Below are 25,814 nucleotides of genomic sequence, written 5' to 3' on the forward strand. Positions count from 1 at the left end.
CCGTGTATCGCTGGGAGATCACCCGGGCCGCACTGGCGCAGCGCGTATTCGCCATCGTTCGCAGCAAGACCTACGACGAGGCGAGCGCCACCGCCGACACCCTGCTGTCGGCCGGCATCACGACCCTGGAGATATCCCTGACCACCCCCTTCGCGCTGGAGGCGGTCACGACGCTGACGCGTGAGCTGGGTGAGGACGCGGTCATCGGCGCGGGCACGGTCCTTGACGCGATGTCGGCTCGGATGGCGGTCGACGCCGGCGCCCGCTTCCTGGTCTCGCCCAGCCTGGATCCCGAGGTCATCCGCACCGCGCACCGTTATGGCGTCCCGGTCTTCCCCGGTGTCTCGACGCCCACCGAAATCGTCCGCGCCCTGGAGCTCGGCGCGGACGCCCTCAAGCTCTTCCCCGCCTCGGCGCACGACCCGTCCTGGCTCCGGGAGGTCCGCGCGGCACTGCCGCAGGCGCCGCTGCTGCCGACCGGCGGGGTGACGGTCGACAGCGCACCCGAGTGGATCGCCGCCGGGGCGGCCGCCGTCGGCATGGGCGCCGCCCTCTCCGAAGGCGACCGCGACACCGTCGCCAAGCGCGCCGCCGTGCTCCTCGCCCGTCTCGCCGAAGCCACCCAGGACGGGACAGCGGGCGACGACGAGGACGGCCTGTACGGCGACTGACGGACTGACGGCCGGCGGCCGGTCCACCGGCCCGCCCTGACGGCTGCCGGGCCCCGCCGGTCCGACGCGCTGACGGGTGGCCGGCTCCCACCCTCCCCGCTCGGCCGGCCGACCGGCCGGGCGTCCCGGTCCCCGGGCAGGGGCTTCACGTCGATCACCGGCTCTGCCAGGCTGAGCGCGCGATCATCCGATGAGGCGTCAGCCCCGCGCCCGCGGCCCAAGGAGCCCCAGGAGACCCGATGAAGCGTGCCGTCACCCTCTCCGCCCTCGCCTGTCTGCTCGCCGTCACCGCAGCCGCCCCGGCGGCGTCCGGCGCCCCCGCCCCGGCACGAAGGCCCACTCCCGCCCACGGACGGCAGGTGTCGGCGCTCGACACCGTTCCGCGGCGCGGGGAGCTGCGGGTGTGCACCACCGGCGACTACCGCCCCTTCAGCTACCGCGACCCCGGCACCGGCACCTACCGCGGGGTGGACATCGACATGGCCCGGGACCTCGCCCGGAGCCTGGACGCCAAGCCCCGTTACGTCCCGACCACTTGGGCCGGACTGGTCGGCGACCTGTCGGCCGGGCGCTGCGACATCGCCATGGGCGGCGTCTCGATCACCCTGGCGCGGGCCCGTGCGGTCTCCTTCAGCGAGCCCACCCGCACGGACGGCAAGACCCCGATCGTGCGCTGCGCGGACAAGGACAAGTACGGCACGCTGGAGCAGATCGACCGCCCCGGCACGACCGTCATCGTCAACCCTGGCGGCACGAACGAGGAGTTCGCCCGCGCCCACATCAAGCACGCGACCCTGAAGGTCCATCCGGACAACACCACGATCTTCGACGAGATCATCGCGGGCCGCGCCGACGTGATGATGACCGACGCCAGCGAGACCCGCTATCAGGCCAAGCTCCACCCCGAACTCTGCTCGGTCCACCCGGACAAGCCCTTCACCTTCTCCGAGAAGGCCTATGCGCTGCCCCGGGGCGACCACGACTTCACCGCCTATGTGAACCAGTGGGTACATCTGGCCACCCACGACGGCACCTACCGGAAGTACGAGAACGCCTGGATGGGGGAGTGATGACGGAAACCGAGCGGGGCGGCGCCGGCTTCGATCCCGCCGCGGCCTTCGATCCCGCCGCGGCCTTCGATCTCGCGACGGCTCAAAAGGGCCTGGACGAGCAGCCGTTCAGCAGACTGCTGCGGGCGCGGCTCACCGCGTTCGGGGACGGCGGGGCGACGCTGGAGCTGGACATCCGCGAGGAACTGCTCCAGCAGTACGGGTTCGTGCACGGCGGGGTGCTGTCGTACGCCGCCGACAACACCCTCACGTTCGCCGCGGCCACCGCCCTGGGCCCGGCCATCGTCACCGGCGGCTTCTCCATCCAGTACCTGCGGCCGGCGCGCGGCCGTACGCTCCGCGCCCGCGCCGAGGTCGTCCACGCCGGCCGCCGGCAGGCCGTGTGCCGGTGCGATCTGACGGTGCTCGACGCGGACGGCACCGAGCGCCTGTGCGCGGTGGCTCAGGGCACGGTGCTGTCCCTCGACGGACCCGCCGGCAACGGTCCGGCAGGCAACGGTCCGGCCGGCGGTGACCCGGCCGGGAACGGTCCGGCCGGCGGCGGCTGAGGAAATGCGGGTGCGAAACGGGCATACGACGGGCAGGCTGATGGTCATGATCCTTCCGTTCGACGGCGTCCCCCGGACGTTCCCTACCCCCGCAGGCAGGCCCACGTGACCGACTGGATCACCACTCCCGTGGAACCGCACTTCCTGCGTGGCGCCCTGGAGGTGGAGCGCACCGCGCACGGCGTGCTGCCGCACCGGCTGCCCGCGTGGGCCCGTCAGCAGTGGCCGGACGACTACCTGGCCATGGTCGAGTCCCAGCCCTCCGGCGTACGGCTGGTGTTCCGCACCCGCGCCACCGCCGTCGAGCTGGACACGCTCCCCACGAAGACGGTCTACGAGGGCGCCCCGCCCCAGCCGGACGGCGTGTACGACCTGGTCGTGGACGGCCGGTTCACCGCCCGGGCCGGTGTCGCGGCCGGCAACGTCCGCACCATCGACATGGCCACCCAGGCGATCGTCACCCGCCCCGGCCCGCCCGGCACCCTCCGGTTCACCGGTCTGGCCGCCGGTGTGAAGGACATCGAGATCTGGCTGCCGCAGACGGAGACCACCGAGCTGATCGCGCTGCGCACGGACGCCCCGGTCGAGGCCGCCCCGGACCACGGCCGCCGGGTCTGGCTGCACCACGGCAGCTCGATCAGCCACGGCTCCTCCGCCGAAGGGCCCACCGCGACCTGGCCGGCGCTGGCCGCCGCCCGCGGCGGGGTGGAGCTGATCAACCTCGGCTTCGGCGGCAACGCCCTGCTGGACCCGTTCACCGCGCGCGCCATGCGGGACACCCCCGCGGACCTGATCAGCGTCAAGATCGGCATCAATCTGGTCGGCCACGACCTGATGCGGCTGCGCGCCTTCGGGCCGGCGGTCCACGGCTTCCTCGACACGATCCGTGAGGGGCACCCGACCGCGCCGCTGCTGGTCGTGTCGGCCGTCCTGTGCCCGGTCCACGAGGACACCCCCGGGCCCGGCGCACCGGACTTCAGCTCCGGGACGCTGCGCTTCACGGCCCTCGGCGACCCCAAGGACCCCGGGCGCCTCACGCTGAACCGCATCCGGGACGAGCTGGCCCGGATCACCGCCGCGCGGGCGGCCGACGACCCCAACCTGCACTACCTCGACGGCCGGGTGCTCTACGGCGAGGCGGACCACGCCGAACTGCCGCTGCCCGACGCGCTCCACCCGGACCCGGCCGGTCATCGCCGTATCGGCGAGCGGTTCGCCGAGCGGGTCTTCGGGGACGGGGGTCCGTTCGCCGTCAGGGCCGACTGACCGTGTGTCCCAGGACGTTGACGACCCGTCCGTCCGGGTCGCGGACGAAGAAGCGGCGTACGCCCCACTCCTCGTCCGCGAGGGGCCGGACGATCGTGGCGCCCGCGGCCCGCAGGGTGGCGTAGGCCGCGTCCACGTCGTCGACCTCGATGCTGAGGTCGGGGGTGACCGGAGCGGTCCGGTCCGCGGTCAGGAAGGTGAGCTGGGCGGTGGGGTTGGCCGGCGCGGCCAGCGTCATGACCCAGCCCTGGTTCATGACCTCCTCCAGGCCGAGCAGCCCGTAGAAGTCACGGTTCTCCTCCAGGGCGGTCGACCGGAGGTCGGGAACGACCCGGCGTACGGACATGGGAACTCCTCACAGGGGACGCGCGGACATGCGGTCGTGCGGACGGGTGTGGTTCTCGGTCAGGGGGTGACGGATGGCGACCGGTGGTGCCGGACGGCGTCGAGGACGTCGCGCAGCACGGTGCGGTGGTCGTCCGGGCGGCGGACCAGGGCGAGTTGGGCGGGCGTCAGGCCGGTGACGGGGCGGGCGACGACTCCGGGACGCCGGTAGATCGCGGCGTTCCCGGCCGACAGCAGGACCACGCCGAGGCCCTCGGCCACCGACTCGAAGGTCTCGTCCGCGTTGGCGACCACCCCGCCGATGCGTACCGGCCGGCCGCCCCGTTCGTCCACCGCGAGCCAGTGGTCCCGTAGCGCCCCGGCGGATTCCGGCAGCGCCAGGAACGGTTCGTCGAGCAGCGCGGCGAACGGGATCTCGGCGGCCTCGGCGAGAGGGTGGCCGGCCGGCAGCGCCACCCACCGCGGTTCGGTGGCCACGACCTGCACGGCGAACTCCTCCTGCCCGGGGAACGGCAGCCACAGCAGCGCCAGGTCCGTCTCGCCGCCGGCGAGCCCGGCGGTGGCGTCCGCCCAGTCGATCTGGCGCACCTGGAGGCGCCAGTTGGGGCGGCGCTCGGCGAGCCGCGTGCGGATCGCGGGGAGCAGCCCGCGGCCGGTGCTCGTCGAGATGCCCAGGGTCAGCACGGCGGCCTCCGCGGCGGCCGCGTCGCTGACCGCACGCTGCGCCTCGTCCCAGAGCTGGACCAGCTCCCGCGCCCGGGGCAGCAGCGCGGCACCGGACGCGGTCAGCGTGACCGTGCGCCGGTCGCGGACGAACAGCTTCACCCGCAGCCCGTCCTCCAGCTGCCGGATCTGCTTGCTCAGCCCCGGCTGGGAGATGAACAGCCGCTCGGCGGCCCGGGTGAAGTTCAACTCCTCGGCCGTGACGACGAAGTAGCGCAGGTCCCGCAGATGAGCATCCATAGCCATGGGTTATCAGAAACGGCCTTGGACGCGCAGGAGATCGGGGACGGAAGATGGCCCCATGGACGCCGACCCTCCCACCGGACCCGTCGCCCTCGTCACCGGCGCCACCCGCGGTATCGGCCGCGAGGTGTGCCGGCAGCTGACGGCGCGCGGGTACACGGTGCTGCTGACCGGGCGCGCGCCGGACGCCGTGCGGCGGGCGGCCGCGGAACTGCGCGGCGCTCCCGGGGCGGGCCGGGACGTCCGGCCGCTGCGCATGGACGTCACCGACGACGCCGGGGTGGCGGCGGCCGCGGCCGAGGTCGCCGAGCGCTTCGGCCGGCTGGACGTGCTGGTCAACAACGCCGCCATCGGCTACGACACCGGGCAGCGGGCCGTCACCGCCGATCTCGCCCGGGTGCGCGAGGTGGCCGAGACCAACCTCTACGGGCCGTGGCGCACCGCGATCGCGTTCGCCCCGCTGCTGCGCGCCTCGGACCATCCGCGGCTGGTCAACGTCTCCAGCGAGGCCGGCTCACTGACCAACATGGGCGGCGGCACCCCCGCGTACACCGCGTCCAAGGCGGCGCTCAACGCGCTCACCCGGATGCTGGCCGCCGAGCTGCGGGCCGACGGCGTGCTGGTCAACGCGGTCTGCCCGGGCTGGGTGGCCACCGACATGGGCGGGCCGGGCGGCCGGCCGGTCGCCGAGGGCGCGGCCGGTGTCGTGCGGGCGGCGACCCTGCCGGACGACGGCCCCACGGGCGGCTTCTTCCGGGACGGCCGCCCGCTGCCCTGGTAGTCCGCCGCGGCCGCACGGTTGCCGCCCATGTCCGGACAATGTGACCTCCGGACTTCCCGTCATCTGTGCGGGCGGATACGCTCGCGAACGTGGGGAAACGCGATACGGAACAGGCCCTGGGCGCCGAGAGCCCCGTTCAGTTCAGCGTGGACCGGAGCAGTCCGGTCCCGTTGTATTTCCAGCTGTCACAGCAGCTGGAGGCGGCGATCGAGACCGGCAAACTGGCGCCCGGCAGTCTGCTCGGCAACGAGATCGAGCTGGCCGGCCGGCTCGGGCTGTCCCGGCCCACGGTCCGCCAGGCCATCCAGTCGCTGGTCGACAAGGGGCTGCTGGTGCGCCGCCGCGGCATCGGCACCCAGGTCGTGCACAGCCAGGTCAAGCGCCCGCTGGAGCTGAGCAGCCTCTACGACGACCTGGAGGCGGCCGGACAGAAACCGGCCACCCGGGTGCTGCTCAACACCACCATCGAGGCCGACGCCGAGGTCGCCGCCGCGCTGGGCATCGCCGAGGGCGCGGAGGTCGCGCTGGTCGAGCGGCTCCGGCTGACCCACGGCGAACCGGTCGCCCACCTGCGCAACCACCTCCCCGCCGGCCTGCTGAGGCTGGACACCGCCGAACTGGAGGAGACCGGGCTGTACCGCCTGATGCGGTCGGCCGGGATCACCCTGCACAGCGCCCGCCAGGCCGTCGGCGCCCGGGCCGCGACCGCGGAGGAGGGGCAGCGGCTGGACGAGCCCGAGGGCGCCCCGCTGCTCACGATGCAGCGGACGACCTTCGACGACACCGGACGCGCCGTGGAGTTCGGCTCGCACGTCTACCGGGCATCGCGCTACGCCTTCGAGTTCCAGCTGCTCGTACGGCCGTGACGGCGGCGGGCGGTCCGCGGGGGACCCGCCGGGGCCGGCCACGGCGTACGTTCGCCCGTCCATGTGCTTTCGTCAGAATGTTCTGACAAAGCATTGACGTGGCTCCGCGCCGCCCGTTACAACTCCTCCAGCCGCATTCCGGCGGCCGTGGAGAAAAGGCGGTTCCACGATGATCAGCGTGCGTACGACCGGCGTCCGGCGGCTCACCCTCCGCAGCGCCGCCGCTTTACTGACCACCGTCGCACTGGTCGCCGGGTGCAGCGCCACCGGCGGCCAGGACGCCAAGGACGAGGGGGCCGGCGGCACCCACATGACCATCGGGATGGTCAGCCACGCCGGCGACGGCGACACCTTCTGGGACATCGTCCAGAACGGCGCCCAGCAGGCCGCCGCCAAGGACCACGTGAAGTTCCTCTACGCCCACGACAAGGAGGGCGGCCAGCAGGCCGAGCTGATCCAGTCCTACATCGACCAGAAGGTCGACGGGCTGATCGTCACCCTCGCCAAACCGCAGGCCGTCAAGGCCGCCGTCCGCAAGGCCGAGGCCGCGGGCATCCCGGTGATCACCATCAACTCCGGCGGTGAGTTCTCCCGGGCGTACGGGGCGCTCACCCACATCGGGCAGGACGAGTCGGTGGCCGGCCGCGCGGTCGGCGAGGAGCTGAACCACCGGGGCGTGAAGAAGGTCCTCTGCGTCCTGCACGAGCAGGGCAACGTCTCCCTGGAGGACCGCTGCGCGGGCGTCCGCAAGGGCTTCCACGGGACCGTCGAGAACCTCAACGTCGACGGCACCAACGCCCCCGCCGCCCAGTCCTCGATCGAGGCCAAGCTGCAGTCCGACAAGTCGCTCGACGCCATCGTGACGCTCGGCGCCCCGATCGCGGCGCTCTCGGTCAAGGCCAAGCAGGACGCCGGCAGCAGCGCGCAGATCGCGACGTTCGACCTGAACGGCGCCGTGGTCAAACTGCTCAAGGCCAAGGACGTCACCTTCGCCGTCGACCAGCAGCCCTACCTCCAGGGCTACGAGGCGGTGGACCTGCTCTGGCTGCACAAGACCAACGCCGACGTCCTCGGCGGCGGGAAGCCGGTGCTCACCGGGCCCGCGCTGGTGACGCAGAAGGACGTACCCCAGCTGACCGAGTACACCGGGCGAGGCACCAGGTGAGACCAGAGGGAAGACGGGACGACCCCATGAACCGGGACAGATCACCGGTAACGGATACTTGGCCGGTTGGCCCTGGCCGGCCGGCGCCGGAGTGCGGCACCGCACCCGCCCCGGCCGGGCGGCCCACACAGCGAATACGACCGACGCAGCCGACACGGCGAGATCAGCGGGAAGGGCGAGTCCTCGTGGCAAGGGTTCGAAGAAGGGGACGCGTCGTGAGCGCCGTGCTGGCGGCGGTGCTCGGCGCCTCCCTGGCGGGATGCAGCAGCACCGGCGGCAAGCGCGCCGAGGACGAGCGCGCCGCCAAGGTCGCCGGCGGCAAGGCCGCGGTGAACACCCCCAGGTGGACGTTTGCGATGGTCACCCACTCGGGAGACGGCGACACCTTCTGGGACATCGTGCAGAACGGCGCCCAGCAGGCCGCCGCCAAGGACAACATCAAGTTCGTCTACGGGCACGACGAGGAGGCCCAGCGGCAGAGCCAGCTGGTGCAGTCCTACATCGACCAGAAGGTCGACGGGCTGATCGTCTCCCTCGCCAAGCCCAACGCCATGAAGGACGTCGTCGAGAAGGCCGAGAAGGCCGGCATCCCGGTGATCACCGTGAACTCCGGCGCCGAGGAGTCCAAGGCGTTCGGTGCGCTCACCCACATCGGGCAGGACGAGACGGTGGCCGGCGAGGCGGTCGGCGACGAGCTGAACCGGCGCGGCCGCAAGAAGGCCCTGTGCGTCCTGCACGAACAGGGCAACGTCGGCCACGAACAGCGCTGCGCGGGCGCCGCCAAGACCTTCAAGGGCAAGCTGGAGAAGCTCTACGTCGAGGGCACCAACATGCCCGACGTGCAGTCCTCCATCGAGTCCAAGCTCCAGGCCGACCCGTCCATCGACGCCGTGGTCACCCTCGGCGCACCCTTCGCACCCACCGCCGTCAAGGCCAGGGAACAGGCCGGCAGCAAGGCCGAGATCGACACCTTCGACCTCAACGCCCAGGTCGCGGCCGGCCTCAAGGACGGCATCCTCGGCTTCGCCGTCGACCAGCAGCCCTACCTCCAGGGCTACGAGGCGGTCGACCTGCTCTGGCTGTACAAGTACAACTCCGACACCCTCGGCGGCGGGAAGCCGGTGCTCACCGGGCCGCAGGTGATCACCAAGAAGGACGCCGGCGCCCTGCAGGACTACACGAAGCGGGGTACCCGATGACCACCACCCTCAAGGCACCGGTCCAGGACGAACGGCTGCTGCACCGCTCCCTGGCCCGCCGGCTGATGGGCCGCCCCGAACTGGGCTCCGTCGTCGGGGCCGCCGCGGTCTTCGTCTTCTTCTCGCTCGTCGCCGAACCCTTCCTGCGGGCGTCCAGCCTCTCCACCGTGCTCTACGCCTCCTCGACCATCGGGATCATGGCCGTACCGGTGGCACTGCTGATGATCGGCGGGGAATTCGACCTCTCGGCCGGCGTCATGGTCGTCAGCTCGGCGCTGATCTCGTCGATGTTCAGCTACCAGATGACCGCCAACACCTGGGTCGGCGTCGGGGTGTCCCTGCTGGTCACCCTCGCCATCGGGGCGTTCAACGGATTCCTGCTGACCCGGACGAAACTGCCCAGCTTCATCATCACGCTCGGCACCTTCTTCATGCTGACCGGCCTCAACCTCGGCTTCACCAAGCTGATCAGCGGCACCGTGTCGACGAAGTCCATCGCCGACATGGAGGGCTTCGACTCGGCCCGCACCCTCTTCGCCTCGCACCTGACCGTCGGCAGCGTCGACATCCAGGTCACCATCGTGTGGTGGATCGCCCTGGTCGCCCTGGCCACCTGGGTCCTGCTGCGCACCCGCGTCGGCAACTGGATCTTCGCGGTCGGCGGCAACGCGGATGCCGCCCGGGCGGTCGGCGTCCCGGTCACCAAGACCAAGATCGGCCTCTACATGGGTGTCGCCTTCGCCGCCTGGGTCTCCGGCCAGCACCTGCTGTTCTCCTACGACGCGATCCAGTCCGGCGACGGCGTCGGCAACGAATTCCTCTACATCATCGCCGCGGCGGTCGGCGGCTGCCTGATGACCGGCGGCTTCGGCTCGGCGATCGGCGCCGCCGTCGGCGCCTTCATCTTCGGCATGGCCAGCAAGGGCATCGTCTACGCGCAGTGGAATCCGGACTGGTACAAGTTCTTCCTCGGCGCGATGCTGCTGCTCGCCACACTCCTGAACGCATGGGTCCGCAAGCGGGCGGAGGACAAGGCATGACAGCGCTGGTCGAGCTGACCGACGTCAGCAAGTACTACGGCAACGTCCGGGCACTGGAGGGCGTGTCCCTGGAGGTGCACGCGGGGGAGATCACCTGCGTGCTCGGCGACAACGGCGCCGGCAAGTCCACCCTCATCAAGATCATCGCCGGGCTGCACCGGCACGACCGCGGCACCTTCACCATCGAGGGCGAGGAGACCACCCTGGCCTCCCCGCGCGAGGCCCTCGACCGCGGGATCGCCACCGTCTACCAGGACCTCGCCGTCGTCCCCCTCATGCCGGTCTGGCGGAACTTCTTCCTCGGCTCCGAGCCCACCACCGGCATCGGCCCCTTCAAGCGGCTCGACGTCGCCACGATGCGCGAGACCACCCGCAGCGAGCTGCTGCGGATGGGCATCGACCTGCGCGACGTCGACCAGCCGATCGGCACCCTGTCGGGCGGCGAACGGCAGTGCGTGGCCATCGCCCGCGCCGTCTACTTCGGCGCCAAGGTCCTGGTCCTGGACGAGCCGACGGCGGCGCTCGGCGTCAAGCAGTCCGGCGTCGTCCTCAAGTACGTCGCGGCCGCCCGGGACGCCGGCCTCGGCGTGGTGTTGATCACGCACAACCCGCACCACGCCTACCTCGTCGGCGACCGCTTCGTCCTCCTCAAGCGCGGCACCATGGCCGGCAGCCACACCAAGCAGGAGATCGCCCTGGAGGAGCTGACCCGTCAAATGGCGGGCGGCAGCGAACTGGAACAACTCAGTCACGAGCTGGCCCGCACCGCCACCCCGGAATTCCCCGGCGGCCACCGGCCCGACTGACCAGGTCAGCAGCATGCCGCGCCCCGCACCGGCCGCCCGGCCGCGCGGGGCGCGGCACTGCCGGTCGCGGTGCGCCGGACGCCGCCGGTGATGCACAATCGCACCGAACCCGCACGCCGAGGCCCCGGCCTCCCGAGACCCCCCTAGGGACGAGACGACTCTTGCGAGCACGCAGCCAACGCATGGGGGTACCACTCACGCCGTTCAGGCAGTGGGGGAGTATCGGCGAAGAGGTGGGTCGATGAGCATGTACCGGGACCGGGTGCACCGGGGATCGGCCAGGGCCACCGTGCTGCGCACGGTCGGCACCCGTGAGCGGCGCTCCCACCTGACCGCCCCGCGCGTGCCCACGGTGGGCATCGACATCGGCGGCACCAAGGTCATGGCGGGCGTGGTCGACGCGGACGGCACCATCCTGGAGAAGGTCCGCACCGAGACCCCGGACAAGTCCAAGAGCCCCAAGGTCGTCGAGGACACCATCACCGAGCTGGTGCTCGATCTGTCCGACCGGCACGACGTGCACGCGGTCGGCATCGGGGCGGCCGGCTGGGTCGACGCGGACCGCTCCAAGGTCCTCTTCGCCCCGCACCTGAACTGGCGCAACGAGCCGCTGCGCGACCGCCTCGCGGGCCGCCTCGCGGTCCCCGTCATGGTCGACAACGACGCCAACACCGCCGCCTGGGCGGAATGGCGGTTCGGCGCCGGCCGCGGCGAGGACCACCTCGTCATGATCACGCTCGGCACCGGTATCGGCGGCGCGATCCTGGAGGACGGCGCCGTCAAGCGCGGCAAATACGGGGTGGCGGGCGAATTCGGCCATATGCAGGTCGTGCCCGGCGGCCACCGCTGCCCGTGCGGCAACCGCGGCTGCTGGGAGCAGTACAGCTCCGGGAACGCCCTGGTGCGCGAGGCCCGTGAGCTGGCCGCGGCCGACTCCCCGGTCGCGTACAACATCATCGAGCGGGTCGGCGGCCGGATCGGCGACATCACCGGGCCGCTGATCACCGAGCTCGCCCGGGAGGGCGACGCGATGTGCGTCGAGCTCCTCCAGGACATCGGCCAGTGGCTCGGCGTCGGCATCGCCAACCTCGCCGCCGCCCTCGACCCGTCCTGCTTCGTCATCGGCGGCGGCGTCAGCGCCGCCGACGACCTGCTGATCGCCCCGGCCCGGGACGCCTTCCGGCGCCACCTCACCGGCCGCGGCTACCGCCCCGAAGCCACCATCGCCAAGGCCCAGCTGGGCCCCGAGGCGGGCATGGTGGGCGCCGCGGACCTCGCCCGCCTGGTCGCCCGCCGCTTCCGCCGTGCCAACCGCCGCCGGGTCGAGCGCTACGAGCGCTATGAACGGGCCGGCCGCCGATGACCGAAACCGAATCCCCCACCATGCGCGACGACCACCACACCGCCCTGCCGCCCCGGGCCAAGCGCCGCCGCCCCCTGCTGACGGCGCTGATCGTCTTCCTGCTGATCGCGATCCCGGCCGGCTACATCGTCATCTCCGCCGAGCAGAGCCGCGACAGCGGCGAGGGCAAGGAGGCCGAGGCGGCCGCCACCGGCCTGACCAACGCCTTCCCCTCCAAGGTCCAGCAGCGGATCTACAACGTCCCGGTACCGATCGGCTCGACCCCGGTCTACTACTACGAGACCAACTCCTGGGAAACCAGCTCGCTGTTCGTCCAGTTCCGGACCAACGAGTGGGGCCTGGAGCACTACCTCGCCGCCGTCGGCACCAGCACCGCCGCCCTCAAGAAGGACCGCAAGACCATCCCGCCGGCCCAGGCGGCGAAGGTCGGCTGGGACTTCAGCGTCGACTGGCCCTGGGCGGGCACCACGGTCACCAGCCGCGGACCGCACCCGTCGCAGCGCATCATGGTCAGCTACGACGAGCCCGGCCATCCCGTGGTGTACACGGTGTCGACGGTCAAGTTCTGACCGACGGCCACGGGTCCTCAACCGTGGGCGCTGATCACGCCGCCGGTGCTGAGCACGATGTACACGCCGTTGGCGTCGACCCCGACGTCGTGTCCCTTCGTCTCCAGAGTGGCGGCCACGCCCTCGGAGCCGATGATCTGCGCGCGGTACCGCAGCTCGCCGACCTTCGTGACCTTGGCCGTCCAGCCGCCCGCGAGCTTGAAGGTGCCCGGTCCCTGGTGCCCGCCGCCCATCCAGGAATGGACCTCGCCGCCCATCGTGAGCACGACGAACATGTCGTTGGCGTCGAGCCCGGCGTCGGCGTCCTGCCCCGTCGTCTCCATCGTGGCCACGACCGAACCGCGGGCGACGATCTTGGCGCGGTAGCGCTGGGCGCCGATCTTGTAGATCTCGGCCTTGCTGATACCGTCCGCCAGGATCTGGGTACGGACCGGGGACGCCGCCTTGCCACCGCCGGTGGCGTGCGCGCCGCCCGACTGCTTGCCCGCGGCGCCCGACGTGGTGACGGTCTTGGCATCGGGGCTCGCCTCGCTCCCGGAGCTCTGCAGTCCGGACCAGCCCGAGGCGGTGGAGTTGGCGGCGGCCGAGCTCGCGCTCGTGGGGCCCGCGGACTTCGCGTCGGCGGCGTCCGAGCCGGAGCAGGCGGTCAGGGTGAGGCCGGCGGCTGCGGTCAGGGCCGCGGCGGCAATGCGCAGGGTGCGGCGGCGAACGGTGCGGGCAGTGGTGCTGGAGCTCATCTCGGGTCCCCCGGGGGCAGTCGGTGTCGCTGTCTCTCGCTTACGTCACCCACTCTGACCGGGGCCACTAGCGCACGGCTGCCGCCCCGCTAACGACCGACTAACACCGGTGTGATCAGGGGGAGAAGCCACCCGACCGAGCGGACACGTTCCCAGCTCGGTACCGTGGCGCGTCCCACTTCCGCATTCCAGGTGGTTTACGTTTCTCCAGGTCAGAGCCCATTTTCTCGTTCCGGTTTCCCCAACTGCCCGGCTGGCAGAACCGTCCTGGCCCCAGAGCCTTCTCCACATGATGAGGATTCAAGAAAGTGCCGGCACCACCGACTTGGAGGTCGAGTTCAGTGCGGATCGTGGCCCGACATACAGAGCGGCGTGAGTTCGATCGATTAGTGACCTCGGCGGCCTGCGGGCGTGGTGGGGCAGTTGTGGTGGGGGGTGAGGCGGGGATCGGCAAGTCGGCGCTCATCGACGCCGCGGTGGAAGCACTGGACGGGTTCGAGGTGCTGCGGGCCGCCGGTACGGAGTTCGAGCAAGACCTTCTCTACGCGACCCTGCACCAGCTGTGCGCCCCGGTACTCGAGCACCGTCTGAATCTTCCTGCAGTGCAGCGGAGGGCACTGGAGGGAGTGTTCGGCCTCGGCGCGCAGACCTCGCCCGACCCGCTGACGGTCGGTCTCGCCGTCCTGGGGCTGCTGCACGAGGTGGCGCGGGACAAACCGGTCTGCGCCGTGGTGGACGATGCCCAGTGGATGGATGACGCTTCGCGGCGGGCGCTGGTCTTCGTGGCCCGGCGAGTGACCACCGAGCGGATCGCGGTGGTGTTCGCCGCGCGCGATGTCGGCTCGGTGTCCGGACTCGCCGATCTGCCGCGATTGCCGCTCGCGGGTTTGGGTGACGAGGACGCCCGGGCCGTGCTGGGAGCGGCGACGCATGCCGGGCTGGATGCCGAGGTCGTCGATCGGATCCTGGCCGAGGCGCGGGGCAATCCGCTGGCGCTGCTGGAGTTCGCCCACCACGCGGAGCCGTTCGGGGTTCCCGGCCCACGGCGCCTCCGGGCCAGCGTGGTGGACGCGTTGGAGGAGCAGTTCGTCCATCGCTTCGAGAGGTTGCCGGATGCCACGCGATCGCTGGTGGTCCTCGCCGCGGCGGAGCCGGTCGGCGATCTCGGCCTGCTGCGTCGTGCGTCGAAGGCTCTCGGGCTGGACGCCGCGGGGTTCACCGTCGCGGAGAACGCCGGGCTTCTGGCCCTGGGGCCGCGGCTGCGCTTCCGGCATCCGCTCGTGCGTTCCGCGGTGTACGCATCGGCCACCCCGGGAATGCGCCGACGCGTGCACGGCGCTCTCGCGGAGTCGACCGATCCGGGGACCGACCCCGGCCGCCGGGCGTGGCACCGGGCGCACGCGGCCGTCGACGCCGACGAGACCGTCGCCGCGGAGCTGGAACGGTCCGCCGATCGGGCCCGCCTGCGCGGCGGATTCGCCGCGGCCGCCGCCTTCATGGAGCGAGCCGGGCAGCTGACACCGGCTTCCGACCGCCAAGCCGGGCGGCTGCTCGCCGCGGCACGGTTGCGGCTGCAGGCGGGGGCACCGAACGCGGCCCGTACGCTCGTCGCCCGGGCAGAGCGCCGTCCGATGGACGACAAGGGCCGCGCCGCGGCGCGCCTGCTGCGGGCACGGGTCGACTACCAGCTCTCCCACAGCCCGCAGGCCACCGCCAGACTCGTCGACGTCGTCACGGAGTTGGCTCCTGACCAGGCGAGGGAGACCTATCTGGAGGCGTTCGCGTCGTTCATGTACAACGACAACCAGCCCGGCTGCCTCAAGGAGCTCGGCGCCCGGATCCGCAAGCTGGCGCCACAGGGGGAATCCGCCCGGCCGGTCGATCTGCTGCTCGACGCCTTGCTGGATCAGACCATGCTGCCCGTCGAGCGGGCGGTGCCCGCGATGCGTGACGCGGTGACGGCGTGCCGTGCGGCTGCCCACTCGTCGAGCCCTTGGCGGATGAACCTGCTCTGCCAGGTCGTCATCGACCTGCGCGACGACGAGGCGATGGAGGAGATGGCGGACCGCCAGGTGGATGTGGCGCGCCGTCAAGGTGCCCTCGCCTCGTTGCCGCAGGCGCTGCGGTACCAGGCGGTCGCCAGGGTCTCGGTCGGCCGGTTCGAGGAAGCGGCCCGCAGCCTCAGCGAGGCCCGGGCCGTCGACGAGGCGGCGGGCACGGTACCGCTCCTGGGGCCCGAGCTCGTCCTCACCGGCTTCCGCGGTGACCTCAACCGCTACCGCGAACTGCGGGAGTTGCTGGGTCGTGACGGGCGGCCTTTCGAAACGGTCGGCGAGCACTACGCCAGGGCGGTACTGCACAACGGGCTCGGCAACTACGAGGCGGCTCTGGACGCGGCGCTGGCAGCCCAGCGCCGCCACCAGGCCGGCTCCTACTCGATCTGGGCCGTCTACACCGAGCTCGTCGAAGCCGCCGCGCGCGTCGGCCGCGGCGAGGACGCCGCCGTGGCCATGAAGCACCTGGAGGCGCTGGCCCGCACCAACCCCGTCCCCTGGGCCGTGGCCGAATGGCTGCAGGCACAGGCCCTCCTCGACCGGGGCGGGGACCGCGAAAGGCTGCACCGACAGGCCATCGCCCACTTCGCCCGGACCCGGGTCCGGGTGCTCCACGCCCGCGCCCGGCTGACGTACGGGGAGTGGCTGCGCCGCGAGAACCGACGCGCCGAGGCCCGCGACGAGTTGCGGGCCGCGCACGACGTGCTGTCGGGCATCGGCGCGCGCGCCTTCGCCGAACGCGCGGCCCGGGAACTGCAGGCCACCGGCGAACAACCGCGCCGACACGGTGAGAACCCCCTCGGCCGGCTCACCGCGCAGGAACGGCTCATCGCCGGAAAGGTGGCCGCCGGAGCGACATCCAAGGAAGTGGGCGTGATGTTGTTCCTCAGCCCCCGCACCATCGACACCCACCTGCGCAACGTGTACCGCAAACTGGGCATCTCCTCGCGCCGCCAGCTGCGCGAGATACCGCTGTGACGCATCGGCCTCAGGTGCCCACGGACGGTTCAGGACTGGTCCCCACCGGACCGGCCGAAGAGCTCGATCTCCGCTATGGCCAGCTGTTTGTCCGCGGACGCGGCGTGGGCCGACTCGATGGTGAAGCGCACTCTGGTCACCTCACCGACGGAGAAGGCGCGGCGCTGTCCGCCCGCGCCCGGATCCAGGGTGAGTTCACGGGTCGTGGTCCCTCCGTCCTTCGTCGTGATCGTCGCCTTGACCCGGTGCGGCAGGGCGGACTTGCCGAGCTGGTCGGCGCGGGTGGACACACCCGGCGTGATGATGAGGTCGAGCAGCCGGGCCGGGTGGGCGAAACTCACCTCGATCCACTCGCCCTGGCCGGATTGCGACACTCCCGGGCCCCACCAGGTGTTGTTGAGCTTGTCGAAGGCCAGCTTCGGTCCGTGGCCGGGGTAGGACCGCGAGGCCCGGATCCCGTCCGGCTCGACCGGAGCACGCTCGGCGAAGTGGTCGCGCACGGCCTGGATGCCGTCGGGGACGTACAGCACACCGAGAACGAGCAGCGTTACGGCGATGGCGGCGGTGATCCAGGTGCCGATGCGGTCGAATGCGCGGCGGAGGCGGGGGCGGTCGCCGGCCCAGGGGGTCTCATGGCGGCCGGGGCCGAGGAGGCGGCGCCACCAGGGGCGGTGTCCGGGCTGTGGGGGCGTGGGTGCGCCGTTTTCGGCGAGGGGCATCGCGCAGTGGTGGCAGAAATGGCGGTCGGGTGGGTTCGGGGTGGTGCACCAGGGACAGGGCGGGCCGTGCACCGTCCCCTGCTGGGGGCCGGGGGCGCGTACGAGGGGCCGGCCTGTGTCGGGTCGGCCGGGGAGGACCGGGGCCACGGCCGGGACAGGCACCGGAGGGGTGGCCTCCGGATCCGTGACGGGGACGACGAGGGAACGGGCACGGTCGGCCATCCGACCGCCCGGGGGGAAGCCGTCCGAAGGGGTGGGCAGCGGCGGGCTGTTGGGGGCGGTGTCCTCCAGGTCCGGGGCGTTGGGGGCGGGCCGGGACGCGCCGCTCGTCCTGGCGCTGTCACGGTCCACGGGGCGCTCCGGGACCGCCCCCGAAGGGTGGCTGCCGGGCAGGCCGGAAGGAGCGGGCGGTACGTCGGCAGCGACGGGTGCCGGCGCCGGGCCGGTGCCGCCGGGGCGGGCGGAGGCGGTCCGGCCGGAACCGGCGTCGGCCGCTGCCGGGGGGCCGGTACGCCGACCGGCCTGTTCCCAGCGGAGGACGGCACCGCAGCCGTCGCAGAACGACTGCCCCGGTTCCGCGCGGGTTCCGCATTCACCGCAGTCCTGCGTGGTCATTTCTCCGAGTTCCTTTCAGCGGCCGTCACGGTGACGGTGTAGGGCATGTGCGCGGGACGGGCCGCGGCCACGAGGGTGTCCAGGCGATAGGTGTCGGCCCGGGTGGGGTCGGACAACCGGAGGGCGACGTGGAGGTGGGGGCGAGCGCTGCCGGGGAAGGAGCCGCGGGGGCGCGCGCTCCAGGTGGCACCGCCGCTCTCCGTGATCTCCGGTTCGACGCCGAACGCGAGCCGTACCGCTTCCGACAGGCCGCGCCGGGTGCCCCGGACGCGGTGCAGGCCGACCGCGGCGGCCACGGCGGCGCGCAGCCGTGGCTCGGGTTCGGTGCCGTCGGTCTCGGCGCCCACCCAGGTACTGAGCCAGCGGGCGAAGTCGGCCGGGGTGAGGGCGGGGTCGAAGTAGGTGTCCAGGCAGTCGAGCACGTTCAGGATCGGCGCGAGGACGTCGTCGAGCCCGGCGACGAAGCGCTGGGCGAGATCGTCGTCGGCGAAGACGGCCGGGAGCATCGCACCGATGGGGGCGGAGGAGCCGAGGCCGTCGACGGAACCTCTCATGGCCGGCCTCCGGTGTACGTCGATGTCGTCACGTCCCGTCTCCGATCACCCGTACGCGGTGGTCGAAGGAGAAGACCAGGGACGGCGGTTCCAGGTCGATGCGGTCGGTCGGATCGCCGCGCCGGCCGGTCAGCGGGTCGGCGGGATGCAGCACGACCTCGTCGACCAGTTCCACTCCGGGGACCCGTTGCAGGATGGCGAAGACCTCGCCCGACTGGACCGGGCGGCCGAAGCGCCAGCCCTGGCCGTCCGCGCCGCCGGTGAGCGGGTCGAGGTGGCGGTAGAGGGCGTCGTGGGCCTGGCGGCGCACCCGGTCGGTGTCGGTGCCGCGGAAGGCGTGGACGGTGGCGACGACCGTGACCCCCTGGTAGTAGGGCGGGCCGACCGCGAGTCTGGTGCCGATGAGGCGGCGCGCGTCGAGGTGGCGGGTGATGCGGTCCAACAGGCGGTCACCGGGGACGAGTTGCTCGAAGCGCAGCCGGCCGCCGGGGTCGGGGACGGCCTGCGGCACGACCAGTACCCGCACCGCGTAGGCCCCGTGCTCGTCCCGGTCGCCTTCCAGACAGGTGATGCGGGCGGTCTCGGGGGCGGCTCGGCGGGCGAGTTCCTCGTAGTCGCGCAGGGTGACGGCGCGTTCCTGGGCGCGGAGCGTGATCGGGGCCCGGACCTTGGCCTCCTCGACGGTCTCGCCGTCGACCCCGCCCCGTGCGGCTTCGCGGTTGACGACTTCCGACACATACGGAATGGAGGTGCGCAGGACCCGTACGGCACCGCGGGTGACATTGCCGGTCCGGCCGCCGCCGGTGCGGTAGCGGCGGGCGCGGATGACCGCACCCTTGGGGGCGACCATGCCGTACTGGCGCAGGGTGCCGTCGGCTTCGCGGACGGCGGGGCCGAAGGCGATGTCGCCGGTCGTGGCGTCGAGCGTGAGGTGGCGGTCGTCCGGCCGGGACCCCGCGAAGTGCGGGACGACCTGCCAGTCCTGCCAGCCGTCGTGTTCGGCGGTCTGGAGCAGCAGGGGCGGGTCGTCACCGACGACGGGTGCGTGGGCGAGCCGCCGGCGCTGACCTGGCAGGCCGGTGGATTCGCCGAGCGCCTCGTCGTACACGGTGGCGGCGTGGACGACGCCGGTGGTGCCGCCGATGGTGCAGGCCTCGGCGGATCGTACGGTCGGTGACGTGGTGTAGAAGGGCTGTCCGGGCAGGGGTGCGGTGACCCGGCAGCGCAGCCAGCCGGCCTCGTGGCCGCCGTTGCGGGACAGGGCGTGGCCGCCGGGGACGTGCAGGACGATGTCGCCGGCGCGGTTGAGGCCGCCGGTGCCGTCGCGGTCGACGTCGCAGGGCTGCCAGCCGTCTTCGGTCCATGCCTCCCACACCAGCGGCGGCTGCCTCGGGTCGACGCCGACGCCGTCCACCCGGCTGTCGAGTTCGAGGGCGACGGCGCAGTGCGGGACGGCGGCCGTGAGGCCGATCAGCATGCAGTCGCCGGGGCCGGGGGCTTCGGCGAAGCACCGTATGTGGGTGCCTTCGGCGAGTGCGGCGGTGTGGTCGGCGACGGGCTCTCCCCGGTGCTGCACCATGAGGCGGCTCATGGCGCAGGGGACGATGTCCAGTTCGTGCTCGGTGGCGAAGACCACCGCCTCCTCCTGCTCCGTGCGCAGCGTGGCCACTTCGGTGCCGACCGGCACCGGCACGGCCTCCTCCTGGGGTGCGGACAGCCAGAAGGTGACGTCCGTACGGGCCGCCGACGGCGGGAAGAGGGTGACGCCGATGAGGTCCAGGAACGCCAGGTGGCTCTTCTCGGGGACCCGGTTGAGGCGGTAGACGATCTGGTCGGCCATGTGGGCGACGGTCTCGACGAGGGTGACGCCCGGGTCGGAGACGTTGTGGTCGGTCCACTCCGGGGCGCGCTGCTGGATGTAGCGCTTGGCGTCGTCGACGAACTGCTGGAAGCGGCGGTCGTCGAGGTGGGGAGAAGGCAGGGACATCAGCGTTCGCTTTCGGGGGAGTTGCCGGAGCCGTCGTCGAAGAGGCCGCCGCCGGAGCCGTCCTCCTCGTGGGAGGGGATGACGTAGAACGGGAAGACGAGGCTGCGCGGGTTGTTGGTGCCGCGGATCTGGTAGCGGATGTCGATGTACAGGACGCTGCGGTCGGTGCCGGCGGTCACCTCGACGTCGGTGACCTCGATGCGCGGCTCCCAGCGGTCCAGGGTGACGTACACCTCGTGCTGGATGCGGCCCGCGGTCTGCTCGTTGACCGGCGCGAACACCAAGTCGTGGATGGCGCAGCCGAATTCGGGCCGCATCGGCCGCTCTCCCGGCGCGGTCGCCAGGACGAGACGGATCGCCTCCTCGATCTCCCGCTCGCCGCTGACCAGCGCGATGCCGCCGGTCGGCCCGATACGCAGCGGGAACGACCAGCCGGACCCGACGAACTGTTCGGTCATCGGCCGTCCACCCCTTCCTCGCACCCACCGGCGCTCATGCCGGCAACACCATCGGTATCAAGCCGTCGATGGTCACCGCGCCCATGAGCGGGACCGTGACGGCCCGAATGCCCACGTTGGCAACGGAGTTGATCTGTACGCTCCCGACCCCGCTGAGCAGCGCGCTGCCCAGTGCGCTCATGGTCAGGGCGCCCATCGCGTCCACCGTGACCGCACCGAGCGACTTGACGTTGACCAGCCCCTTGCCCTCGATGTCGAGCGGGCCGCCGCTCCGGATGCTCACCCGTCGCCGCGCGCTGAGCGTGAGGTCGGTACCGGCCTCCACGGACACCGACCGGCTGCCCTTGATCGTGACCGAGCCCTTGCTGTCCACGATGATCTCGGTGTTGGTCCGGTCCAGGTTGATGGTCAGCTGTTTGTCGCCGGACGCCAGCCGGACGCCCTGCTTGCGGCCACCGGTCTTCTGGCTGAGCAGGTCCATCCGGTTGCCGTCCCGGTCGGAGACGGTGTGCCGGCTCGCCTTCTTCCGGACGGTGTCGTGCAGCGGCACGTCACCGACGGCGGTCGGTGTGTCCTTGCCGTTGTAGAGCCCGCCGATCACGAACGGATGGTCGAGGGCACCCCGGTCGAACGCGACCAGCACCTCGTCGTTGACGTCCATCGGGAACACCCCGCCGCCGCCGAGTCCGCCCATCTGCACCGTCCGGGTCCAGTCGCTGACGTACTTGTCGTCCAGCCACGGGAAGCGCAGTCTCACCCGGCCCTGCTTGAGCGGGTCGTTCACATCGGTGACCAGGGCGTTGGCCACGCTCGGCAGCCTGGGCGCGGTGCCCGTGCCGCCCCCGCCGGAGGTCAGCCCGAACAGCGAACGCCACTGCCGGCCGCTGACGGTCACCCACGACTCGTAGTGCTTCCCGTCGCCGAAGACGTGCCGTACGGAGGTCGCCGTGTACTTGCCCTCGAAGGGCGCGCCGGTCTCCGTGAGCGTCACCGGCACTCCCGGCCGCAGTCTCGTGTTGCCCAACGCCACGACCTCCACCTCGGCGAAGGCCGCGGTGACGTCCTCGGCGAGGGCGTCGGAGGCGAACTTCACCTCGGTCGCCTTGTCGTACGGGGTCGACGTCTCGACCAGCTTGCCCGCCTTGAAACTGGCCGCGGCCCGGCCGGGCGTCTCGCCGATGGCGAAGCCCGGGTTCTGTGTGGCGGGCGAGACGGATCGGAGCGGCTTCTTCTGGGTGACGTCCCAGCCGCGCGTCTCCACCTTGCCGATCTGGTCGGAGGCGGTGACCGCGGCCCGCAGCCGCAGGATGTCGTGTCCGGCCTGGAGCACGAGCGGGCTCGTATCGCTGTCCGTGCTGGTCGGTGGCGCCCCCGAGGCGGGCTTCGGCCTGACGAACTGGAACCTGCCCTTGGCGTCGATGGACATGACGGTCTCGTTCTCGTCGGCCAGCCGCGCCAGGAAGTCCCAGTCGGTGACGTTGGACTGACTGATGAACTCGTACACCGTCTTCGTCGACTCGATCGTGCCGATCGGCACACCGTCCCGCGCGGCCAGCTTCCGGGCGATGTCGGAGGCGGACTGGTTCCGGTACGCCGCCACCCGGCGCTGGCGCATGAGCCGGTGCCCGAAGTCGTAGCCCCGGATGACGGTGAACGTGCCGGTGCCGTCGTAATCGGCCTCGAAGCCGGTGATCTCGCCGGTCAGCAGGGTGTCGCCGGCGCCCTGACCGTCGGTCACGGTCGCGATGGTGACCGGAGCGCCGAACGTGGCGCCCAGCCTGCTGATCACGACCCGGTACGGGTCACGGAAGGTGAGCTGGAAGGCGGCGGGCACCCCGGCGCCCTGGTCGACCCAGCCGTCGACGAGCGCGTCGGCGGCGTCGTCGGGCAGCGTGTCGTCGCCGATGGTTACCTGGAGGACTGCGGACGTGGCGGGATTCACCATCAGTGACGTACCTCCTCGGCGGCGGGCAGGACGAGTTCGGTGCCCGTGGGCAGCTGGGCCGGGTCGTCGATGCCGTTGGCCTCGGCGATCACCCGCCATGCCGTCGCGTCCCCGTACTCCCGCCAGGCGAGGGACGGCAGGGAGTCACCGGCGACGACCCGGTGCACCCGCTGCGCGGTGAGTGCGCCCGATGTCGGGTTCTGCCGCCCGGTCCTGCGCGGGATCTCGTGCAGACGGACCTGGCAGGTGGCACGGATGGGGACACCGGTGGTCCCGAAGAGGGTGTACGAGGCCTCGACGGAGCTGACGTACGCGGTGAACCGGGCGGTGGAGAACGACCCCCACTGGAAGACCACCCACGGCGGCGAGGGCCGTTTGGTCGCGATGCTCTTGGCGGTCACCCTGCAGCAGCTCATCAGGGACTCCACCTTTTTCAGCACCGTGTCGCTGGTCGGCCGGTCGGAGGAGTCCAGGAAGATCTCCAGGGTCATCGAACGCGGCTCGACCCCCATGAACTCGGGTTTCGGGCCGTCCCGTCGGGCCGCGGTCGGCGTCACCTTCCACTGGGCGGACCGGCTGAGGGACAGCTGCGCCGGGTTGAAGTCGAAGCGGAGCGTCTTTCTGAGCGCGCCCGGGGTGGTGCCGGTGCCGGCGGGAGGCTCGTGGATGGCCAGGGTGGCGCGTACCAGGCTCTTACCGGCGCCGTTGCTGCTCTTGGGCATGGGGCGTTCTCTCTCCCGCTCCTCGATCGGTGGTCTTCAGTCGGTGAAGCCGTGGTGGGCGATCTCCAGGACCTCCGTGGCGACGGTCGGGGACGCCGGGTCGAGGGCGGGGCCCTGCCAGCTGACGGGCAGCACGTCGATCAGCCCCCAGCGCGCGACCTCCGAGCCGTCCGCGCGCAGCGCCGTTATCTGGGCGGTGGGCCGCTCGATGCCCGTCTGGACGGAGGAGATCCACTTGGCGACCTTCGTGGTGTCCGGGGTGAGGGGGCGGGTCAGCCGGATGGTGGAGAAGGTGACGCGGGTCGGCAGCTGCCAGACGAAGCCGTTGTTGCCGCCCTCCTGCCGCTGCTCCGTCTCCACCTGCGACGACAGCCCGTCGCACCCGTTGAAGTAACCCAGGCTCTCGCCGTCGATGGAGAGGGTGAACCAGAGGGAGGAGCCCGGGTCCTGGCGGGACATCGCGAAGGGCCTTTCTGTCAGAGGTGCGGTGTGCTGTCAGAGGTACGGCGTGGGGCGGCCGGTGCGGCGGGAGGCCGTCGGCCGGTCACTGGCGGGGGTCGCGGAGCCTGCCGATCCGCTCGCGGTCCAGCCGCAGTTCGGTGCGGATCAGCCGGGTGATGCGGCCGATGATCCGGTGCACCAGCTCGTCGAGCTGGAAGTCGGTGAGTGCGCGCGGGTCGAATCCGCCGGCGGGTACCTCCGCGTAGGAGGGCGGGGGCTGTTGCCCCGGAAGCCGTGCCTGCGTGGGCGGGGCGTAGGCAGGTGGTGGGTCGTCGGGAGCGGGCGGGTTGTAGGCATTGGGTGGGCTGTAGGCAGGGGGTGGGTCGCCGGCGGGCGGCCGGTGCGGAGGCCGGAACCGGGGCAGTGTGTCGGCCACCGTGGCCGCGGCCCCGGCGGCGAGCGCACCGATGGCCGAGCCCTGGGTGCGCTGGACGGTGACGGGGGGAGGGGAGGCCGGGGCGGCGGCGGTCCCGGGGGCGGGCCGGAGCGGGGGCGGCGGTACCGGGGGAGGGGTGAGAGGGGCCACGGGGAGCGGCCGGGGGGCGGTGGTGGCGGTGTGCGGGGCGGGACGGTGCAGCGGTGCGCCCTCATGGGGCGCGGTGCTGCGCTGGACGCCGGCGAGGGGAGGGCCGGTGGCGGTGCGCGCCGGCGGGCGCGGAGCCGCCGGAAGCCCCACGGCCGGAGGCGCGGGAACGGGACCCGGAGCGGGCGTGCCGGCCTCCCGTGCCGGGAATCCGGCGAGCGGCGTGGCGTCCGCGGGCACGCTGGTGACCGGCGCCCCCAGTGGGGAGCGGCGCCGTGCGGTGGCTGCCGGCGCACGCTGGACCAGGGGCGCCGACGACGCGGAGCGCGGGGCGGCGCCGGGACCGTGCGGCGCGGCGGGGCGCACCGGGGTGGTACCCGCCGGGGGCGGGGAGACGGGCTGCCCGGAACTCCGGGGCGCGCTCGGCGCACCGTCCGGCAGGGCCGAGGCGGGGTGTGGGCGTGCGGGAACCACGGCATGGGGCGCGGAGTCCCGGGACGCGGCGGTCGGCGGCGCGGGCACCGAGGCGACCGGGGCGCCGAGGCCCGTCCTGGGGGCCTCACGCCTGACGCTGCGCTGCACCGATCGGCCGGGTGCGGAGCGGGCGGGGTTCGGGTTCGGATTCGGGTTCGGGGGCGGATTCGGGTTCGGGTTCGGCCTGGCACGGGACGTGGCGGACGCCGGCGGACTGCCGGCAGGGGAACTCCCGGCAGGGGAACTCCCGGCGGGGGAACTCCCGGCGGCAGGACTCCCGGCGGGGGGTGGGGACTTCACCGGATGAGCCGGGGAGTTGCCCGGGGCCGCGTGCGGTACGGACGAGCCGGTCGCCGAAGGCACACCGAGTACGCGGCCGTTGGCAGCCGGGAGCGACCGCTGAACAGGAACCGCTGCTTCCGACGCGCCCGAGGCAGACACGGCCACCCGGCCGGCGTCCTCGGCCGTCCCTGCGACGGCACTCGGGTGAGCAGCCGGTGCGTTGCCGGAGGTGGTCACCGGCCGCGGCGCGGCGTCCCGGACTGGGGGCAGCGCGCGCGGCGGACCGGCCGGGGTGCCGGCGGCTCGCTGGACGGGTGCCGCGTCGTTGCCCGCACCCTCCGCCGTCCCTGTCGGCGCACCGGCCGCCGGTCCGCCCGGCGTCGTGGTGGCACGGCCGGCCGACGGGCCCTGCGATGTCGCCGGTCGGCCGGAGCCGACGGCCGGCCGCCGGTCGTCGGCCATCTCCCCGTTCGAGCCGACCGCTCCGTTCGGGGCGACCACTTCGTTCGGGGCGACCGCTCCGTTCGGGCGGACTGCTTCGCTCGGGCCGACCGCTCCGCTGGGGCCGACCACTCCGTTCGGTCCGACCGCTTCGCTCGGGCCGACCGCT

At 72.4% G+C, this 25,814-nt stretch carries 24 protein-coding genes; 13 read left to right on the top strand and 11 right to left on the bottom strand.

Features of this window, described 5'->3' with window-relative positions:
* Nucleotides 1-2 precede the first annotated feature (2 nt).
* From V2J85_RS19465 to V2J85_RS19480, 4 genes are all read left to right on the top strand, one after another.
* Nucleotides 3-671 carry a bifunctional 4-hydroxy-2-oxoglutarate aldolase/2-dehydro-3-deoxy-phosphogluconate aldolase gene (locus V2J85_RS19465; RefSeq protein ID WP_261954979.1) on the top strand — a complete coding sequence of 223 codons (669 nt, stop codon included), beginning with the start codon at nt 3-5 and terminating at the stop codon, nt 669-671.
* A gap of 239 nt (nt 672-910) precedes the next feature.
* Entirely contained in the window at nt 911-1,741 is an 831-nt protein-coding gene (locus tag V2J85_RS19470; RefSeq protein WP_330822320.1) for a transporter substrate-binding domain-containing protein, read from the top strand.
* Nucleotides 1,741-2,289, top strand: a complete 549-nt coding sequence (locus V2J85_RS19475) for a PaaI family thioesterase (RefSeq protein ID WP_261954977.1) — start codon at nt 1,741-1,743, stop codon at nt 2,287-2,289. Before V2J85_RS19470 ends, V2J85_RS19475 begins: the two co-directional genes overlap by 1 nt.
* 105 nt (nt 2,290-2,394) lie before the next feature.
* On the top strand, nt 2,395-3,555 hold the full coding sequence (locus V2J85_RS19480; RefSeq protein WP_261954976.1) for a GDSL-type esterase/lipase family protein: 1,161 nt from the start codon (nt 2,395-2,397) through the stop codon (nt 3,553-3,555).
* On the opposite strand, the gene V2J85_RS19485 is transcribed toward V2J85_RS19480, so the two are convergent.
* Together V2J85_RS19485 and V2J85_RS19490 are read right to left on the bottom strand one after the other, a co-directional pair.
* On the bottom strand, nt 3,542-3,901 hold the full coding sequence (locus V2J85_RS19485; protein ID WP_261954975.1) for a VOC family protein: 360 nt from the start codon (nt 3,899-3,901) through the stop codon (nt 3,542-3,544). The two genes, V2J85_RS19480 and V2J85_RS19485, sit on opposite strands and share 14 nt — an antisense overlap.
* 59 nt (nt 3,902-3,960) lie before the next feature.
* Nucleotides 3,961-4,863 carry a LysR family transcriptional regulator gene (locus V2J85_RS19490; protein WP_261954974.1) on the bottom strand — a complete coding sequence of 301 codons (903 nt, stop codon included), beginning with the start codon at nt 4,861-4,863 and terminating at the stop codon, nt 3,961-3,963.
* Between the two features lie 61 nt (nt 4,864-4,924).
* On the opposite strand from V2J85_RS19490, the gene V2J85_RS19495 reads away from it, so the two are divergent.
* From V2J85_RS19495 to V2J85_RS19530, 8 genes are all read left to right on the top strand, one after another.
* Nucleotides 4,925-5,647 (top strand): SDR family oxidoreductase, encoded by a 723-nt coding sequence (locus tag V2J85_RS19495; protein ID WP_330822321.1) that lies wholly within the window; start codon nt 4,925-4,927, stop codon nt 5,645-5,647.
* Between the two features lie 89 nt (nt 5,648-5,736).
* Nucleotides 5,737-6,513, top strand: a complete 777-nt coding sequence (locus V2J85_RS19500) for a GntR family transcriptional regulator (protein ID WP_315975438.1) — start codon at nt 5,737-5,739, stop codon at nt 6,511-6,513.
* Nucleotides 6,514-6,682: 169 nt separating this feature from the next.
* A complete protein-coding gene (locus tag V2J85_RS19505) occupies nt 6,683-7,678 on the top strand; it encodes a sugar ABC transporter substrate-binding protein (protein WP_261954972.1) in 996 nt (331 codons plus the stop codon).
* A 185-nt stretch (nt 7,679-7,863) separates the two neighbouring features.
* A complete protein-coding gene (locus tag V2J85_RS19510; RefSeq protein WP_474064965.1) occupies nt 7,864-8,877 on the top strand; it encodes a sugar ABC transporter substrate-binding protein in 1,014 nt (337 codons plus the stop codon).
* Nucleotides 8,874-9,917 carry an ABC transporter permease gene (locus tag V2J85_RS19515; RefSeq protein ID WP_261954971.1) on the top strand — a complete coding sequence of 348 codons (1,044 nt, stop codon included), beginning with the start codon at nt 8,874-8,876 and terminating at the stop codon, nt 9,915-9,917. Before V2J85_RS19510 ends, V2J85_RS19515 begins: the two co-directional genes overlap by 4 nt.
* Nucleotides 9,914-10,723: an ATP-binding cassette domain-containing protein gene (locus V2J85_RS19520; protein ID WP_261954970.1), complete on the top strand. Its 810-nt coding sequence runs from the start codon at nt 9,914-9,916 to the stop codon at nt 10,721-10,723. Before V2J85_RS19515 ends, V2J85_RS19520 begins: the two co-directional genes overlap by 4 nt.
* A 241-nt stretch (nt 10,724-10,964) precedes the next feature.
* Nucleotides 10,965-12,086, top strand: a complete 1,122-nt coding sequence (locus V2J85_RS19525) for an ROK family glucokinase (RefSeq protein ID WP_261954969.1) — start codon at nt 10,965-10,967, stop codon at nt 12,084-12,086.
* Nucleotides 12,083-12,655: a hypothetical protein gene (locus tag V2J85_RS19530; RefSeq protein WP_261954968.1), complete on the top strand. Its 573-nt coding sequence runs from the start codon at nt 12,083-12,085 to the stop codon at nt 12,653-12,655. The genes V2J85_RS19525 and V2J85_RS19530 overlap by 4 nt, the downstream gene beginning before the upstream one ends.
* A 17-nt stretch (nt 12,656-12,672) precedes the next feature.
* On the opposite strand, the gene V2J85_RS19535 is transcribed toward V2J85_RS19530, so the two are convergent.
* Nucleotides 12,673-13,392 (bottom strand): hypothetical protein, encoded by a 720-nt coding sequence (locus tag V2J85_RS19535; protein ID WP_330822322.1) that lies wholly within the window; start codon nt 13,390-13,392, stop codon nt 12,673-12,675.
* Nucleotides 13,393-13,742: 350 nt separating this feature from the next.
* Between V2J85_RS19535 and V2J85_RS19540 the strand changes: the two genes are divergently transcribed.
* Nucleotides 13,743-16,424, top strand: a complete 2,682-nt coding sequence (locus V2J85_RS19540; RefSeq protein ID WP_330822324.1) for a helix-turn-helix transcriptional regulator — start codon at nt 13,743-13,745, stop codon at nt 16,422-16,424.
* Between the two features lie 29 nt (nt 16,425-16,453).
* Here V2J85_RS19540 and V2J85_RS19545 read toward each other — a convergent pair whose 3' ends face one another.
* From V2J85_RS19545 to V2J85_RS19580, 8 genes are all read right to left on the bottom strand, one after another.
* A complete protein-coding gene (locus V2J85_RS19545) occupies nt 16,454-17,758 on the bottom strand; it encodes an NADase-type glycan-binding domain-containing protein (protein ID WP_261954966.1) in 1,305 nt (434 codons plus the stop codon).
* Complete coding sequence (locus tag V2J85_RS19550) at nt 17,755-18,312, bottom strand: phage tail protein (protein ID WP_330822325.1); 558 nt, start codon at nt 18,310-18,312, stop codon at nt 17,755-17,757. The genes V2J85_RS19545 and V2J85_RS19550 overlap by 4 nt, the downstream gene beginning before the upstream one ends.
* A gap of 28 nt (nt 18,313-18,340) precedes the next feature.
* Nucleotides 18,341-20,299: a putative baseplate assembly protein gene (locus V2J85_RS19555; RefSeq protein ID WP_330822326.1), complete on the bottom strand. Its 1,959-nt coding sequence runs from the start codon at nt 20,297-20,299 to the stop codon at nt 18,341-18,343.
* On the bottom strand, nt 20,299-20,757 hold the full coding sequence (locus tag V2J85_RS19560) for a GPW/gp25 family protein (RefSeq protein ID WP_261954963.1): 459 nt from the start codon (nt 20,755-20,757) through the stop codon (nt 20,299-20,301). The genes V2J85_RS19555 and V2J85_RS19560 overlap by 1 nt, the downstream gene beginning before the upstream one ends.
* A 34-nt stretch (nt 20,758-20,791) precedes the next feature.
* Complete coding sequence (locus tag V2J85_RS19565) at nt 20,792-22,702, bottom strand: VgrG-related protein (protein ID WP_330822327.1); 1,911 nt, start codon at nt 22,700-22,702, stop codon at nt 20,792-20,794.
* Nucleotides 22,702-23,424 carry a CIS tube protein gene (locus V2J85_RS19570; protein WP_261954961.1) on the bottom strand — a complete coding sequence of 241 codons (723 nt, stop codon included), beginning with the start codon at nt 23,422-23,424 and terminating at the stop codon, nt 22,702-22,704. Before V2J85_RS19570 ends, V2J85_RS19565 begins: the two co-directional genes overlap by 1 nt.
* Before the next feature lie 36 nt (nt 23,425-23,460).
* Nucleotides 23,461-23,883, bottom strand: coding sequence for a phage tail protein (locus V2J85_RS19575; RefSeq protein WP_261954960.1), 423 nt, complete (start codon nt 23,881-23,883; stop codon nt 23,461-23,463).
* Nucleotides 23,884-23,968: 85 nt separating this feature from the next.
* Nucleotides 23,969-24,688, bottom strand: coding sequence for a hypothetical protein (locus tag V2J85_RS19580; RefSeq protein WP_330822328.1), 720 nt, complete (start codon nt 24,686-24,688; stop codon nt 23,969-23,971).
* Nucleotides 24,689-25,814: the final 1,126 nt, after the last annotated feature.

It is taken from the genome of Streptomyces bugieae, assembly GCF_036352915.1.
Taxonomy (GTDB): domain Bacteria; phylum Actinomycetota; class Actinomycetes; order Streptomycetales; family Streptomycetaceae; genus Streptomyces; species Streptomyces endophytica.

What these genes read in the sequence shown, in the direction of transcription:
- V2J85_RS19470 (WP_330822320.1), top strand. Translation starts at nt 911, where the DNA reads ATGAAGCGTGCCGTCACCCTCTCCGCCCTCGCCTGTCTGCTCGCCGTC.
- V2J85_RS19475 (WP_261954977.1), top strand. Translation starts at nt 1,741, where the DNA reads ATGACGGAAACCGAGCGGGGCGGCGCCGGCTTCGATCCCGCCGCGGCC.
- V2J85_RS19485 (WP_261954975.1), bottom strand. Translation starts at nt 3,901, where the DNA reads ATGTCCGTACGCCGGGTCGTTCCCGACCTCCGGTCGACCGCCCTGGAG.
- V2J85_RS19490 (WP_261954974.1), bottom strand. Translation starts at nt 4,863, where the DNA reads ATGGATGCTCATCTGCGGGACCTGCGCTACTTCGTCGTCACGGCCGAG.
- V2J85_RS19495 (WP_330822321.1), top strand. Translation starts at nt 4,925, where the DNA reads ATGGACGCCGACCCTCCCACCGGACCCGTCGCCCTCGTCACCGGCGCC.
- V2J85_RS19505 (WP_261954972.1), top strand. Translation starts at nt 6,683, where the DNA reads ATGATCAGCGTGCGTACGACCGGCGTCCGGCGGCTCACCCTCCGCAGC.
- V2J85_RS19515 (WP_261954971.1), top strand. Translation starts at nt 8,874, where the DNA reads ATGACCACCACCCTCAAGGCACCGGTCCAGGACGAACGGCTGCTGCAC.
- V2J85_RS19520 (WP_261954970.1), top strand. Translation starts at nt 9,914, where the DNA reads ATGACAGCGCTGGTCGAGCTGACCGACGTCAGCAAGTACTACGGCAAC.
- V2J85_RS19525 (WP_261954969.1), top strand. Translation starts at nt 10,965, where the DNA reads ATGAGCATGTACCGGGACCGGGTGCACCGGGGATCGGCCAGGGCCACC.
- V2J85_RS19530 (WP_261954968.1), top strand. Translation starts at nt 12,083, where the DNA reads ATGACCGAAACCGAATCCCCCACCATGCGCGACGACCACCACACCGCC.
- V2J85_RS19535 (WP_330822322.1), bottom strand. Translation starts at nt 13,392, where the DNA reads ATGAGCTCCAGCACCACTGCCCGCACCGTTCGCCGCCGCACCCTGCGC.
- V2J85_RS19545 (WP_261954966.1), bottom strand. Translation starts at nt 17,758, where the DNA reads ATGACCACGCAGGACTGCGGTGAATGCGGAACCCGCGCGGAACCGGGG.
- V2J85_RS19550 (WP_330822325.1), bottom strand. Translation starts at nt 18,312, where the DNA reads ATGAGAGGTTCCGTCGACGGCCTCGGCTCCTCCGCCCCCATCGGTGCG.
- V2J85_RS19555 (WP_330822326.1), bottom strand. Translation starts at nt 20,299, where the DNA reads ATGTCCCTGCCTTCTCCCCACCTCGACGACCGCCGCTTCCAGCAGTTC.
- V2J85_RS19560 (WP_261954963.1), bottom strand. Translation starts at nt 20,757, where the DNA reads ATGACCGAACAGTTCGTCGGGTCCGGCTGGTCGTTCCCGCTGCGTATC.
- V2J85_RS19565 (WP_330822327.1), bottom strand. Translation starts at nt 22,702, where the DNA reads ATGGTGAATCCCGCCACGTCCGCAGTCCTCCAGGTAACCATCGGCGAC.
- V2J85_RS19570 (WP_261954961.1), bottom strand. Translation starts at nt 23,424, where the DNA reads ATGCCCAAGAGCAGCAACGGCGCCGGTAAGAGCCTGGTACGCGCCACC.
- V2J85_RS19575 (WP_261954960.1), bottom strand. Translation starts at nt 23,883, where the DNA reads ATGTCCCGCCAGGACCCGGGCTCCTCCCTCTGGTTCACCCTCTCCATC.